Annotated in this window: 15 protein-coding genes; 12 read left to right on the top strand and 3 right to left on the bottom strand. The window is 69.3% G+C overall.

Annotated elements, in window-relative coordinates:
- Nucleotide 1: 1 nt before the first annotated feature.
- Nucleotides 2-559: a CGNR zinc finger domain-containing protein gene (locus FHR84_RS10010; protein ID WP_179535186.1), complete on the bottom strand. Its 558-nt coding sequence runs from the start codon at nt 557-559 to the stop codon at nt 2-4.
- 103 nt (nt 560-662) lie between these two features.
- Between FHR84_RS10010 and FHR84_RS10005 the strand changes: the two genes are divergently transcribed.
- The 6 genes from FHR84_RS10005 (at nt 663) to FHR84_RS09980 (ending at nt 4,258) form a co-directional block, all read left to right on the top strand.
- Nucleotides 663-1,058, top strand: a complete 396-nt coding sequence (locus FHR84_RS10005) for a VOC family protein (protein WP_179535185.1) — start codon at nt 663-665, stop codon at nt 1,056-1,058.
- Between the two features lie 104 nt (nt 1,059-1,162).
- Nucleotides 1,163-1,618, top strand: coding sequence for a helix-turn-helix domain-containing protein (locus FHR84_RS10000; RefSeq protein WP_179535184.1), 456 nt, complete (start codon nt 1,163-1,165; stop codon nt 1,616-1,618).
- Nucleotides 1,619-1,623: 5 nt separating this feature from the next.
- On the top strand, nt 1,624-2,346 hold the full coding sequence (locus FHR84_RS09995) for a hypothetical protein (RefSeq protein ID WP_179535183.1): 723 nt from the start codon (nt 1,624-1,626) through the stop codon (nt 2,344-2,346).
- A gap of 240 nt (nt 2,347-2,586) precedes the next feature.
- The gene (locus FHR84_RS09990) at nt 2,587-2,874 is read left to right on the top strand and encodes a DUF2516 family protein (protein WP_179535182.1); all 288 of its coding nucleotides are present in this window, start codon (nt 2,587-2,589) and stop codon (nt 2,872-2,874) included.
- The gene (locus FHR84_RS09985; RefSeq protein ID WP_343075218.1) at nt 2,874-3,671 is read left to right on the top strand and encodes an alpha/beta fold hydrolase; all 798 of its coding nucleotides are present in this window, start codon (nt 2,874-2,876) and stop codon (nt 3,669-3,671) included. The genes FHR84_RS09990 and FHR84_RS09985 overlap by 1 nt, the downstream gene beginning before the upstream one ends.
- A 29-nt stretch (nt 3,672-3,700) precedes the next feature.
- A complete protein-coding gene (locus FHR84_RS09980) occupies nt 3,701-4,258 on the top strand; it encodes a YbaK/EbsC family protein (protein WP_179535181.1) in 558 nt (185 codons plus the stop codon).
- Nucleotides 4,259-4,343: 85 nt separating this feature from the next.
- Here FHR84_RS09980 and FHR84_RS09975 read toward each other — a convergent pair whose 3' ends face one another.
- Nucleotides 4,344-4,907, bottom strand: coding sequence for a DUF2505 domain-containing protein (locus tag FHR84_RS09975; RefSeq protein ID WP_218862620.1), 564 nt, complete (start codon nt 4,905-4,907; stop codon nt 4,344-4,346).
- A 40-nt stretch (nt 4,908-4,947) separates the two neighbouring features.
- Between FHR84_RS09975 and FHR84_RS09970 the strand changes: the two genes are divergently transcribed.
- Together FHR84_RS09970 and FHR84_RS09965 are read left to right on the top strand one after the other, a co-directional pair.
- A complete protein-coding gene (locus FHR84_RS09970; RefSeq protein WP_218862710.1) occupies nt 4,948-6,075 on the top strand; it encodes a UDP-N-acetylmuramate dehydrogenase in 1,128 nt (375 codons plus the stop codon).
- A 78-nt stretch (nt 6,076-6,153) separates the two neighbouring features.
- Nucleotides 6,154-7,176, top strand: a complete 1,023-nt coding sequence (locus FHR84_RS09965; RefSeq protein ID WP_179535178.1) for a chymotrypsin family serine protease — start codon at nt 6,154-6,156, stop codon at nt 7,174-7,176.
- 307 nt (nt 7,177-7,483) lie between these two features.
- On the opposite strand, the gene FHR84_RS09960 is transcribed toward FHR84_RS09965, so the two are convergent.
- Nucleotides 7,484-8,263 (bottom strand): SDR family NAD(P)-dependent oxidoreductase, encoded by a 780-nt coding sequence (locus FHR84_RS09960; RefSeq protein WP_425489882.1) that lies wholly within the window; start codon nt 8,261-8,263, stop codon nt 7,484-7,486.
- 166 nt (nt 8,264-8,429) lie between these two features.
- Here FHR84_RS09960 and FHR84_RS09955 point away from each other — a divergent pair, with 166 nt between their 5' ends.
- The 4 genes from FHR84_RS09955 (at nt 8,430) to FHR84_RS09940 (ending at nt 13,594) form a co-directional block, all read left to right on the top strand.
- Nucleotides 8,430-9,599, top strand: coding sequence for an Ig-like domain-containing protein (locus tag FHR84_RS09955; protein ID WP_179535177.1), 1,170 nt, complete (start codon nt 8,430-8,432; stop codon nt 9,597-9,599).
- Between the two features lie 306 nt (nt 9,600-9,905).
- Nucleotides 9,906-11,201, top strand: coding sequence for a D-inositol-3-phosphate glycosyltransferase (mshA, locus tag FHR84_RS09950; protein ID WP_179535176.1), 1,296 nt, complete (start codon nt 9,906-9,908; stop codon nt 11,199-11,201).
- 135 nt (nt 11,202-11,336) lie between these two features.
- Complete coding sequence (locus tag FHR84_RS09945; RefSeq protein WP_179535175.1) at nt 11,337-11,870, top strand: type III secretion system chaperone family protein; 534 nt, start codon at nt 11,337-11,339, stop codon at nt 11,868-11,870.
- Between the two features lie 977 nt (nt 11,871-12,847).
- Nucleotides 12,848-13,594, top strand: a complete 747-nt coding sequence (locus tag FHR84_RS09940) for a phosphoglyceromutase (protein ID WP_179535174.1) — start codon at nt 12,848-12,850, stop codon at nt 13,592-13,594.
- The last annotated feature ends 143 nt before the right edge of the window (nt 13,595-13,737 follow it).

Genomic DNA, 13,737 nt, shown 5'->3' with positions numbered 1-13,737 from the left:
GTCAGTGCGGGGCGTGCCGTTCCCTCCAGGAGCGCGCTTTCTCCCTGTTGCCGCACACGCGCATCGAGCACCAGGTGCGCGAGCGGTTTCTGGAACGGTCGTAGAAGGCCCGCAGGCAGTTCGTCGCGGGACAGATCTTGATGCGGTGCCAGCGGCCGGTGATGGCGATCCGGGAGGCCGCTGCCAGTACGACGCCGAGCGAGTCGTTGCCGGAGGTTATCGGAATACCGTCCTCCAGGCGCACGTGCACCGGCCACTGTGCGGTGCTCGGGGGTGTGCTCCGGGGAGCGGTCACCGGGCCACAGCTGACCGACGTGCGCATGAGATCGCGGATCTCGCGTGCGGCTGCCGTGTCGACGGAAGCCTGCCCGGTGTGCTCCAAGCACCATTGCTGCCACTGTTCCGCGTCCAGGAGCACGTCCGTGCCCGTCTCGGTGTCAGTGGTGTTGAGGAACGCCAGCAGAAGGTCGATGTCCTGTTCCGTGTCGGGCCCGACGGGCTCGGACGCTGCCGCTGATAGCCCGTTCGGCGCGACGGCTGCGACGGCTTTGCTGTTCACATGCCCATCGTAGGGCAGAAACGGCTTGCCTCTACGTGGTTATCGGGAGAGACTCACACATTGATAACTGTCAAAACTTTTTCAGTGGTTATGGAGAGTCGTGATGACGGAAGGTGTTCCCGCGGGCTCGCCCGCGTCGCGCCCGCTCGCCTTCGTGCTGGATTGCCCCGATCCCCGCGAGTTGGCCCGCTTCTACGGACGGTTGCTGGACTGGGCCGTTTCCGAGGCGGACTCCGACGAGGACTGGGTGGAACTGGCCGATCCGCTCGGTGGGGCGCGCCTGGCCTTCCAGCGCGTCGCCGACCACACGCCGCCGCGGTGGCCGGGCGGGGCTCCGCAGCAGGCCCATCTGGATCTGCGCGTCGACGGCGCGGAGGAGGCGGAGTCGCTCGCCGGGGCCGTCGGGGCGGCCCGGTTGCCGCAGCCCGCGGACAAGCAGGAGTCGAACTTCCGGGTCTACGCGGATCCGGCCGGGCACCCGTTCTGCCTGTGCTGGTGATCCCCGGGGCGGTTCCGGTGTTCCTGTCCCCCGGAAGAGTGCAAACTGACTGCTTGCAACAGTTAGCAATGCTGTTAGCGTGGTCGGTGAGAGGTGGCTGAAACGTGGGGCGTACGGATCGTTCGGTCAACGGGGTCGTCAATCGGGCCGTGACCGACCTGGGCAGCTACATCAGGGCACAGCGCGACACGGCCCAGATCTCGTTGCGCCAGTTGGCGAAGCGCGCGGGCGTGTCCAATCCGTACCTGAGCCAGGTGGAACGCGGACTGCGCAGACCGAGTGCCGAGATCCTGCAGCAGATCGCCAAGGCGCTGCGGATCTCTGCCGAGGCCCTGTACGTACAGGCCGGAATCATGGAACCCCGCTCGGGGGGACCGGTCGCCGAGGCGATACTCGCCGACACCGAACTCAGCGAACGGCAGAAGCAGGCCCTGCTCGACATCCACGCTTCGTTCCGCCGTGAGAACCGACCCGGTACCGAAGCGGTTGCCTCCGAGAAGGGGGCGGACGGTGTGACCACGGTGCCCGCCGAAGCGGTTGGATCCGAATTCGAGGAGTGAGCTAGATGAACACGCGGCACGAGGATCTGCGACGGGTGCGCCTGCAGGCGGGCAAGGTCGCCGAGACCGCTTACCAGCAGGCACGGGGCCCGTTGGTCGCGGCGCTGGGAGCGGGCGACATCGCGGCGCACGCCGTGGCCGAGACGGCGCAGCGGGTGCGCGACCAGATCTCGGACTGCGCGAACGCGGCCCGCGAGAGCACCGCCGGAACTCCCTCGGACCTGGGCGAGCTGCGCGACAGGCTGCGTTCCGGCGAGCTGAGGAAGCTGCTCGACCACTACCGCGACTCGGCGGTGCAGGTGTACGGATACTGCGGGGAACGCGGCGAGCGGACCCTGGAACAGCTCCGCACCCGGCCGGAAGTCCAGCGCACCAGGGACCAGGTCGGGCAGGCCCAGCACCGCGTCGAGGAGGTCGTCGACGGGGCCTGGGAAGTGGCCGACGACGTGCTCGGAAAGGTGAGCACCACCACCCGTTCTTTCGGGGAGAAGGCCGCCCGCACCACCGAGAACGTGGCCGAGGAGACGGCCGAAAAGGTGAACGAGGCCGGGGACCGCGCGGCTTCCGCCGCGGCCGAGGCCTCGGACAGCGTCCGCGAGGCGGGCAAGCAGGCGGCTTCCGAGACGCGGAGCACCGCGCGCAGGACGGCCGCCCGGAGCTCCGCCGCGAAGAAGGGCGGATCCACCGGCGAGTCCGGCTCCGGTGATCGCGAGCAGTCGGACAGCTGAACGGAACTCCCGAACACGGAGCCGCCGACGGAGGTCTCCTCGCGGATCCCGGGCGTTTCGGCGCGGCGGCGCCGAAACGACCCCCGCGGCGCGAGCGGGCGGGGAGGTTCCGAACGGGGATCAGCCCCGGAGGATGTCGACGAGCCGCGGCGCGAGCGGGCGGGGAGGTTCCGCCGGCCGGTCGTCCTGCCGACCGGAACGGAGCACCACTGCGCGCCACGAACACGTACCCTGGGTGCTGTGCTACTCGCTCAGGTGATCGTTACCGTTCTGTGGATGGCGGGCATACCGCTCGGGGTGTACGCCTTCGTGCACGCAGCGATGCAGCGGGCCGACGCGTTCACGGCGGCGGACAAGATGTCCAAACCCGTCTGGCTCGGGATAACCGGGGCGGGAGCTCTGATCCTGATCCTCATGCGTGGTGGTCCCATGACCATCTTCTGGATCGCCGGTGTCGTCGCCGCTCTGGTCTACATCGTCGACGTGCGGCCGAGAGTCCTCGAGGTGCAGAAGGGCAGCTCCTGGTAGTGCGCAGGCACAGCGAGGCACCCGAGGCGGACCTCCGGGTGCTGCCCTCGGGCACCAGGTGGCGTGTCCACGGCAGCGGCTCCCCCGTCACGCTCGTGGCTCACGGCCTCGGAGCGACGGAGGGCGAGGCCCGCATCCCGGCTTCCGGCGTGCGCGGCACGAGGGTGGTGCTCACCCTGCCGGGACACGGTGCGGCCGCCGACCCGGACGAGGACTACTGGGACTACGGGAACGTGGCCGCCGACGTGCTGGAAGTGGCCGACCTGGTCGGCGCGGAGCGGGCGGTCGGCGTCTCGCTGGGAGCGGGCGCGCTGACCCGGATCATCGCCGAGCACCCCCGGCGTTTCGAGCGGTTGGCCCTGCTGCTCCCCGCCGCCGTCGACCGGCCCAGGGGCGGCGCGGTCACCGAGGTGTTCGAACGGCTCTCCTCCGGGGTGCGGGCGGCCTCCGCGGACGGAGGAGCCCGGTTGCGCGAACTCGTCGGCCGGGGGCTCCCGGAGGGAACCGGGGTCGGTGAGTACGTCGAGCAGCGCAGCTCCACCTTGCTGCGACTCGGGGCGGCCCTCGAGACGCTGCCGCACCGGGCGCCGCTCGCCGACCGGTCCGCGCTGGCCGCCGTTCCGTCCCCCGTCCTCGTGCTGGGCGCGACCGCCGACCCGCTGCACGACTCCGAGGTGGCCGAGCAGCTCGCCGCCGCTCTGCCGGAGGGCAGGCTCGAACTGTTCGACTCGGTGGCGCCGATGCTGACGCACCGGGCGGAGTTGCGTGGTTCGCTGAGTGGCTTCCTGAACTCCTGACGCACGGCGGCGCCGCGTATGCTCCCGACATGTCCGAGTGGGAGATCTCCCCGAGCCTCGACGTGCGCCCCGCTCCCGAACGGCTCGATCTGCTGGCCGGGCCGGTGGCCGAGTCGGTGCTGATGTCGGACTCCCCGGAACGGGTGGGAGTGGCCGAGATCGATCCGGGATTCGCGGACACGGCGGTCTTCTGCGCGCGGTACGGTGTTCCCCCGGCTGCCTCGGCCAACTGCGTGATCACCACGGGAAGGCGCTCCGGCGAGCGGCGCAGGGCGGCCTGCCTGGTGCTGGCGACCGGGAAGGTCGACGTCAACGGGGCGGTGCGGCGCAGGCTGGACGTGCGCAAGGCGTCCTTCGCTCCGCAGGAGGAGACGGTGCACGAGACCGGCATGGCCTACGGCGGGATCACCCCGTTCGGGCTGCCGTCCGAGTGGCCGGTGCTGCTGGACGAGGCGGTGGCGAACTCCCCGGCGGTCGTGGTCGGCAGCGGCCTGCGCTCGGGCAAGATCGTCGTCGCGGGCGAGGTGCTCGCCGAGCTGGCCAACGCCGAAGTCCTGGCCGGGCTCGACTCCACCACGGAGGGGTGACTCCCGGAGGTGGCTACCCGGTGCCGGGGTGCCCGCTCACGGGACCGCGAGAGGTTTCGCCACGCAACCACCTGCGACGGCCCGGTCAGCGAACTCCGGAGAGCCAACGGTGGGTGAACTCGCATTCCTGCTCGATCAGGGTCCGCACCCACCTCTCGAGCAGTTCCTCCGGTTTGTCGGCGAGCAGCGGCAGTTTCACCCGGATCTCACCCTGCAGCAGGAACTCGCTGACGTCCGGGAGCTTCTCCACCTCCGGCTCTCCTGCGGTGGGTTCCGCGTCTCCGTTGTGCTCCTCCTCCAGGTCACGCAACCACAGGGAGGCCGTCACGGAACCGGGAACCCCGCGCAGCATGGCGGCGACCTCGCCGGTGAAGTGCTCGGGATCCCGCTCGCGCCACGTCTCGCTGCGCTCCAGGAGCGTGCTCCCGGGAAGTACGGGGCGCAGCACCGCGGGCAGGTCCCGATCGGGAATCCGCTGGCGGGTCCGGAAGTGCACTCCGTCCTCGGTGGCGGAGTGGGACACCAGCTCGGCCACGTCGCCGCCGAGCTCGGTGAGCCTGGCCCGGAGGTAGTCGGTGTCGACGAGCGCCGCGTGGATGTGCCTCGCAGGCCGGTGCGACGTGCTGCGGTGCTCGATGCGGCGTGTCATGCGTCGCAGGTTACCGTTGACGACCGTGACCTCCAGTTCGATGTCCGAGGGCGAGGCCGTCGTCGGCGGTGTGGACCGTCCCGGTCCCGCAGGCGGAGCCCCCGCCGGGGACGCCCGCTCGCTGGCCCGCCACACCACGCTCCGCCTCGGTGGCCCCGCGGCGGAGCTGATCACCGCCGGGAGCGCGGACGAGCTCGTCGAGCGGGTGCGTGCCGCGGACGGCTCGGGGACCCGCCTGCTGGTGCTCGGCGGCGGTTCGAACCTGGTCGTCCCCGACGAGGGCTTCGAGGGCCGGGTGGTGCGCGTGGCCACCACGGGGCTGCGCTACGAGCGGCTCTCCGAGGACACCGTGTGCCTGACGGCCGAGGCGGGGGAGAACTGGGACGAGGTCGTGGCCGACAGCGTGCGACGCGGTCTGGGCGGGCTGGAGTGCCTTTCGGGGATCCCGGGGCTGACCGGGGCCACACCGGTCCAGAACGTGGGGGCCTACGGGGTCGAGATCTCCGAGAGGCTGATCTCGGTGGACCTGCTCGACCGCGTCACCGGCGAGGTCCGCACGGCTCCCGCCGCCGAGCTCGGGCTGGCCTACCGCACGAGTGTGCTCAAGCACACCGACGCGGCCGTGGTGCTGCGTGTCCGCCTGCGACTGCGCGCGGACGGGCTCTCCGAGCCGGTCCGTTACGGGGAGCTGGCCGAGAGCCTCGGAGCGGACGCCGGTGAGCGGGTCGCGGCGGAGCGGGTGCGCGATGCCGTGCTCGCGCTGCGGCGCTCCAAGGGCATGGTCCTCGACGAGTTCGACCACGACACGTGGAGCGCGGGTTCGTTCTTCACCAACCCGATCGTCGGCGCCGGGCGGTTGCCCGAGGTGCTGCGTGTCATCGGAGAGCGGGTCGGTGAACAGCGTATTCCCCGCTACTCCACCCCAACGGGGGACACGAAGTTGTCCGCGGCCTGGTTGATCGAGCGGGCCGGGTTCACCAGAGGCTATGCCGGGCCGGGGAACAGGGTCGGTCTGTCCACCAAGCACACCCTGGCGCTGACCAACCGCGGCTCGGCGAGCACCGCCGACCTGCTCGCTCTCGCGGGTGAAGTTCGTGCCGGTGTGCGGGAGTCCTTCGGCGTGTCACTGGCCCCCGAGCCGGTTTTGGTGGACTGTCTACTTCGATGACTACGTATTACGACCATAAGAGTGACTCTTCGTGACTAAACCCTAACCCTGCGTGTTAAATGGTGGGCGGAGGCTGCCATGATTAGCGTCAGGGAAGTACGCGATCGAGCGGTTATTCGCCCGGTCAAGCGCGCGGTCGAGGACCAGCTGCTGGACATCCCAGGGGTGGTCGCCGTGGACATCGGCGAGAAGAGAACCGCTGGGTGCGGGACCGGACAGCAGGCGATCGTCGTGTCCGTCCCCCGCAAGGAACCGCGGGAGCGGCTCGACGGTTCGGAGCGCGTTCCGCCCAACATACTGGGCATCCCCACCGACGTGGTGGAAGAAGAGGTGAGTCTGCACCACGCGCACCACAGACTGGACGATCCCGTGCCACCGCTGGCTCCAGCGGAAAGCGCCACCGTGTTCGGCGGGGTGGGGATCACTCCGCACCGTCCGGTCACGGTGGGGCCGGAGGAGGCCGCCGTCGAGGGTGACTGCCGGCGGATCGGCACCTTGGGGACTCTCGTGTTCGGGCACGGGGCCACCGTGCTCACCATGGGACTGACCACTTTCGACGTGGCCTGCATGGACGATGCCTGGTCGGTGGGCGACGCGATGCTGGACCCCCATTCCGGACGGGAGTACGCCGACCTGTCCCGAGCCGCCCTGTCCGGTCGGGTGGACGCGGCCGCGGTGACGATCGCGGGATCGTTGGACCGTTGCTGTCTGATCCCCGGTGTCGGGTCGGTGACCGGACAGGGCAGTGCGGAACCGGGCGAGTTCGTGCGCAAGAGCGGATTCGGCACCGGGCTCACCTGCGCCACGATCACGTCCAACGACGTCACGATCCGGGTGGATCACGGGGCCGCGCTCGGAGTGCGGGTGCTGCGGGAGCAACTCAAGGTGAGTGCCGCCGAGGACCAGCCGTTCGCCGGCGCGGGGGACGCCGGTGCCGTGCTGGTGAACGGTGACGGCCGGGTGGTCGGCTTGCACGTCGCCGGTAGCCGTGACGGGACCGTCGGCTACGCCTGCCCCATATCCGATGTGCTGGCCGAGCTCGATCTGGAGCTCGCCGTCACGTTCCGCAGGCTGCGCGCGTACGGCGAGTACGCGCACTGAGCTCCGCTCGTGCCGGAGCCGGGGAACAGCCCTTCTGGAAGGATTCCGGAATGACGGTTCCGCGTGAAACGTCCCGAAGCTCCCGAGGAGCACTTCGACGCTGCCGCGCCGAAACACCCGCCCTGTCCACCGGCACCGCCGAAACATCCCACTGCGCAGTCGGCGCGGCCGCGGGTTCTCCCGTGGTGCTCCCGCGAGGACGGTCCCGACGTCGTGCGGGCCGCTACCCGAGGTCGGGGCACCCGGAGCGAGAGCCCGCGAGAGGTTCCGCCGCGGAACCACACGCGCAACCCGACCCGCGCACTCTCTAAACGCGGTGGGCGCGCGTGGCGGAGGCCTGATCGCGTGGCTTGAGCACGATCTGGTCCAGATTGACGTGCTCGGGGCGCGTGGCCGCGAAGGAGATCACGTCGGCGACGTCCTCCGAGGACAGCGGGGTGAGGCCCCGGTAGACGGCGGCTGCGCGTTCGGTGTCGCCGCCGTAGCGGACCTCGGAGAACTCGGTTTCGACCAGTCCGGGGGCGACCTCGGTGAACCGAACCGGCTCCCCCAGGTGCTCACCGCGCAGCGTGCGGTGCAGGGCGGCCTCGGCGTGTTTGGCCGAGGTGTAGCCGGATCCGTTGTCGTAGGTCTCCAGGGCGGCCACGGAGGTGATGGTGATGACGTGGCCGTTTCCCGAGTCGACCAGTTTGGGCAGCAGCGCCTTCGTGAGCCGGAGCGTGCCGAGGACGTTGGTTTCCCACATCCAGCGCCAGTCCTCTTCGCGGGACTCCGCCACCGGAGCGCTCCCCTTCGCGCCGCCCGCGTTGTTGACCAGAACCCGGCAGGTGGGCACCTGCTCGACGAAGGAGTTCACCGAGTCCTCGTCGGTGACGTCGAGGGACATCGCGGTGCCGCCGGTCTCGGCGGCGAGCTCCCGGAGCCGCTCCACCCGCCGCGCACCGAGGATCACGTGGAAGCCCTCGGAGGCGAGGGCGCGGGCGGTCGCCGCGCCGATTCCGGAACTGGCTCCGGTGACCACCGCCACTCCGCGGTTCCGCCCGCCGGAGGTGTTCTCCGCTGTCGTCGTTGTCGGCTCGGTACTCACGTCACGATTGTCGCGCGGGAGCAAGAGGCGCAGCCGGTGGAACAACCAGATGTGATGCGTCACACCTCGTTGTCGGGCATCCTGTGCGCTTGCCGAGCGTCATTCTGGACAGAGAGGTGAAACGCGTTTACGCGGGCGATGGATTGAGGTAGGAGTGGCCACTAGGGTGAACGGTTCGCTGATGCGCTCGCCAGGGGGAGCACTGGTCGTGGTGCTGGCGGCGTTGTTACTGGTCTCCGGGTGCGCGGGGGCGAGCGGAAGGGCCGGCAGCACCGGTGGGGACGATAGCGGTGACGCGGGACCGTCGGTTTCCGTCGAGCCGGGGAGCGGCGCGAACGGGGTCAACCCGAAGGATCCGATCAAGGTCGCGGCCGAGAACGGGAAGCTGCGCGACGTCTCGTTGGTCAACGGGGACGGAGAGCAGGTCGAGGGCGAACTCGCCGAGGACGGAAGCACCTGGAAGGCCACCGAGCCGCTCGGCTACGACACGGAGTACGAGTGGTCGGGGAAGGTGGTCGGTTCCGAGGGCGACACCGCTCCGGTGCGGGGCGGTTTCCACACGGTCTCCCCGCGGAGCGTGGTGCGGGCCACCGTGAACCCGATCGACGACAAGACGGTCGGCGTCGCGATGCCGATCAGCATCAAGTTCGACTCCCCCGTGCGGAACAAGGCCGCTGTGCAGCGCGCCCTCGACGTGCGGACGTCGAAGTCCGTCGAGGGGGCCTGGGCGTGGCTCAACGACAAGCAGGTCGACTGGCGGCCGAAGGAGTACTGGCCCGCGCACACCCGGGTGAGCGTCGACGCGCCGCTGTACGGGATCGACTACGGCGGAGGCGGTTACGGCAAGGCCGACCTCACGAGCGAGTTCGAGATCGGGCGTTCCCAGGTGGTCAAGGCCGAGGTGGACAAGCACCGGATGCGTGTGGTCCGCGACGGTGCGGAGATCGCCAACTACCCGGCCAGCTACGGCAAGCCGTCCAACCCGGATCTGCACACGCACGAGGGCACGTACACCGTGATGGCCAAGCACCCCGTCGAGATCATGGACAACCCGAAGTACGGCTACACCGATGTGGAGAAGAAGTGGGCCGTGCGGATCTCCAATCACGGTGAGTTCATCCACGAGAACGAGAACAACCGGGCGAACATCGGGAGCAGGAACACCTCGCACGGTTGCGTGAACCTCACCAACGCCGATGCCAAGGAGTACTTCCAGGGCGCGCTGATCGGGGACCCGGTCGAGGTGACCGGATCCGGCACCCGGATGCCTCCGAAGTACGCGGTCTACGACTGGATGCTGAGCTGGCAGCAGTGGAAGCAGAAGTCGGCACTGTGAAGGTGCCCTCCGGGTGGTTTCCGGCCGGGAGCGGACGCGGGTGGAACGCCGCCGAAGCGTTCCACCCGGCGTGGGCACCGTGGTCGGACAAGCAGAGGTGACTTAGATCACCATCCGGTGTCCTGGACCGAGGTGCCGGATGTCTTCGCTGGTCATGTCGACGTGCGCGGGACACGTGCGAATCCGCGCGCGTCGCGCCGGCCCCGTTGTTGCGTGCGTCTCGGAATGTTTCCGAGCGGTGAGGCGTCGTGGTTGCGTGAGCCCGAAGGTCTCGGGCGCACACGACGAACTTGCGATGAGCAGTAGATGAATTCCAGCAGACTTCCGATGCGCCCGCGCCGTGTCGCCGTGTTCTCGTTGCACACCTCGCCGCTGGAACAGCCGGGAACCGGCGACGCGGGCGGGATGAACGTCTATGTCGCACAGACGGCACGGCGAATGGCGCAGCTGGGTACCGAGGTCGAGATCTTCACCCGTGCCACTTCCTCGGAGATCCCCCCGGTCGCCGAGCTGGCGCCGGGAGTGACCGTGCGCAACATCGTGGCCGGGCCGTTCGAAGGGCTGGACAAGAACGATCTCCCCGCGCAGCTGTGCGCTTTCGGCGCGGGGGCGTTGCGCGTGGAGGCGCGTCAGGAGCCCGGCTACTACGACGTCGTGCACTCGCACTACTGGCTGTCCGGGCAGGTCGGCTGGCTGGCGCGGGAGCGTTGGGGTGTTCCGCTCGTGCACACCGCGCACACCCTGGCCAAGGTGAAGAACGCGGCCCTGGCCGAGGGCGACAAGCCCGAGCCGAGCGTGCGTGTGGTGGGCGAGGAGCAGGTCGTGGCCGATGCCGACCGCCTCGTGGCCAACACCGAGACCGAGGCGCGGGAGCTCGTCACGCGTTACGAGGCCGATCCCGCCGATGTCGCGGTGGTCCCTCCGGGGGTGGACCTGGAGCGCTTCACCCCGGGGGACCGAGGTGCCGCACGGGACCGGTTGGGGCTGGAAGCCGATTCGGTGGTGCTCACCTTCGTGGGGCGGGTGCAGCCGCTGAAGGGGCCCGATGTGCTCCTGCGCTCGGTCGCCGAGCTCCTCGGGCGTCGTCCCGAGTTGCGCCCCGTGCTCCGCGTGCTGATGGTGGGTGGACCTTCCGGCAACGGCACCGAACGCCCGGAGGCCATGGAGCGACTGGCCGAGACGCTCGGCATCGCGGACGTGGTTCGCTTCTCGCCCCCGCAGTGGGGGGAGGATCTGGTGGCCGTGTACCGCGCCAGTGATCTGGTGGCGGTGCCCAGCTACAACGAGTCGTTCGGGCTCGTCGCGCTGGAGGCGCAGGCCTGCGGGACCCCCGTGGTCGCCGCCGCCGTGGGCGGGCTGTCGGTGGCCGTGTCCGACGGGGTCTCGGGCAGGCTGGTCGAGGGGCACGCACCGGCGGACTGGGCCGATGTGCTCTCTTCGCTGGTGTGGAATCCCGGGCTGCGCGAGCGGCTCGGTGCGGCGGCTCCGGACAACGCCGCGCGCTTCTCCTGGCAGCGCACCACCGAATCGCTGTTGGAGACCTACGTCCGGGCGCGGAAGTCGTTCCGGGAGCGCCCCTGGTTGGGCGAAGCGACTGCTTGAGCGCGGTGCAGGCGACAGCCCCGGAAGGCTTTGGTGGTTCGATCCCCGGAGGACCGGTGGTCCTGCGTTCGTCCGTCCGAGGAAGCGTAATCGCTCCGGTGCTCACACACCGGATCAAGAGCCAGGAGGAGAGCGATGAGCTCAAACGAGCGGGAATCACTCGACCGAGTGATCAAGGACACTCTGGACGACGGGGAGCTCGATTACGAGCATCCCGAGGTCGGAAGGTTCTTCGTCACGTTGCCGGGCAGCAACAAACTGCAGACGAATTGCTGGTTGATCGTCTCCGAGCACTCGCTGATCGTGGAAGCGTTCGTGTGCAGGCAACCCGACGAGGGGCACGAGGAGTTCTACCGCTACGTGCTGCGCCGCAATGCGCGGTTGTACGGGGTTCACTACACCGTCGACAGCACCGGCGATCTTTACCTGATCGGAAGAATCGGTTTGCACGCGGTCACCGCTGAGGAACTCGATCGTGTTCTGGGGCAGGTGTTGGAAGCCGCGGACGGTGATTTCAACGCCTTGTTGCGAATCGGTTTCGCAACCGCTATCCGTCGTGAGTGGGGATGGCGGGAATCACGCGGTGAATCGCTGGCGAATCTGCGCGCGTTCAGCTCGCTCGTCGAGCGGGAGGGTGCCGTGCCCCCCGTGTCCGACTCCGAACCCTGATTTCGGAGAGGGGCGGCGGCTCCTTTCCCGCGGCGGTGCGGGTGGCGGAACCTCTCGCGGGCTCGTCTCGGGCAGCGGTTCCGCGCAACGTCGGGACCGTCCTCGCGAGAGCACCACGGGATAACCCGCGGCGGTGCCGGTTGCTCGGGTGGTGATGAGCGACAGGCGCCGGGGCATCGATTTCGGGCGGCGGGCCGAGCGTTCCGCCGGTACGTTTAAGCGTGAACCGGTTGGTGGTATCCGGGATCGAGTCGGTGCTCCGGTGCGCCTCGCAGTGGGCCGGTCACCGCTCCGCGACGCGGGGGGAGGGGACTCCGAAGGCTTTCGGGTGCCTTGCCGGACCCGGCGCGGGACGGCTCGGGAGAGAGGGGGAGTCACGAGCTCGAGCCGCCCCGCGCGGGGGTTCCGCTGTGCCGGGCGCAGTAGGCGGGGAGACCCTGGCCCGGCAGGCACGGTCCGACGGGGGGTGCGGACCGTACACGACTCCGACGGGATCGGGGAGTGCGTGGGAGCCGATCTCGTCAGAGCGCTGCCAAACTTCGCAGAGTCGAGCAATGACCACAAGGCCACTGCCCTGCTCCAATCGAGTGAAGTTTGAATTAGAAAGTAACGCTGTGAAGTTCCCGTGTCCCTATTTCACCCGAATATGTGATCAGTGACACATACGGGGGATCAAGAAAGCAGCAAATAAATAACGGTCTGATTTCACCTGTGGCGCCGGGTCTTTGTCTTCCGGGAAAAGGTGGCCGCGGAATGCCGTCCACGGCGCGGCGGGGGAACCCGAGTGCCGGAGCGGAAGCCGGACGGGAGAGCTGAATCGCTCAGACCTTCGTGCGCTTATCGGGGCGGCCCCGTCGGTGCGCCGTCCGGGGTGCCTCCCGCTCCCGGCGGGCCCGCCGGGAGCGCTCGCGCGGACCGGTGATTTGTCGCACCCGTGCGTCGCGTGTCCACCTCGTCGTGGGCGCTAACCTGGCGGCATGACTGTCGGTACCCTTGTACTGCTGCGCCACGGTGAGAGCACGTGGAACGCGCGGAATCTGTTCACCGGATGGGTGGATGTCCCCCTGTCGGAGGACGGGGAAGCCGAGGCGCGTCGCGGTGGTGAGCTGCTCGCCGAGTCGGGACTGCTGCCCGACGTGCTGCACACCTCCCTGCTGCGCCGGGCGATCAGCACCGCGAACACGGCCTTGGACGTCGCCGAGCGCCACTGGATCCCTGTCCGCAGGGACTGGAGGCTCAACGAACGCCACTACGGTGCTCTGCAGGGCAAGGACAAGAAGCAGACCCTGGAGACGTACGGCGAGGAGCAGTTCATGCTCTGGCGCCGTTCGTTCGACACTCCTCCCCCGGAGATCGACCCGAGCGACCCGTACACCCAGGAGGGGGACCCGCGCTACGCGGACCTGGGCTCCGAGATGCCGCGCACCGAGTGCCTCAAGGACGTCGTCACCCGGTTGCTCCCCTACTGGGAGTCCTCGATCGTCCCGGACCTGCGCGCGGGCAGGACGGTGCTCGTGGCCGCGCACGGCAACTCGCTGCGCGCGCTGGTCAAACACCTGGACGGGGTCTCCGACCAGGACATCGCCGCGCTCAACATCCCGACCGGCATACCGCTGCGCTACGACCTGGACGAGCAGCTGCGCCCCGAGAACCCGGGAGGCACCTACCTCGATCCGGCCGCGGCCGAGGAGGCCGCCGCATCGGTGGCCAGCCAGGGACGCTGACCCGAACCGGACGCGAATCGTCGCCGCCCTCCCGGTGCGAAGGACCGAGGGGGCGGCGACGGCCGTTCCACGGCCCGTTCGAATCGATGATGTCCACGCGTTGAACGAACGCTCCCTCTCGGGTGAATCCAAGGTGAAAAACC

Source organism: Actinopolyspora biskrensis (assembly GCF_013408175.1).
In the GTDB taxonomy this organism is placed as follows: Bacteria; Actinomycetota; Actinomycetes; order Mycobacteriales; family Pseudonocardiaceae; genus Actinopolyspora; species Actinopolyspora biskrensis.
The sequence above is the reverse complement of the archived record's forward strand: the minus strand, read 5'-3'. Positions and strand labels throughout refer to the sequence as shown.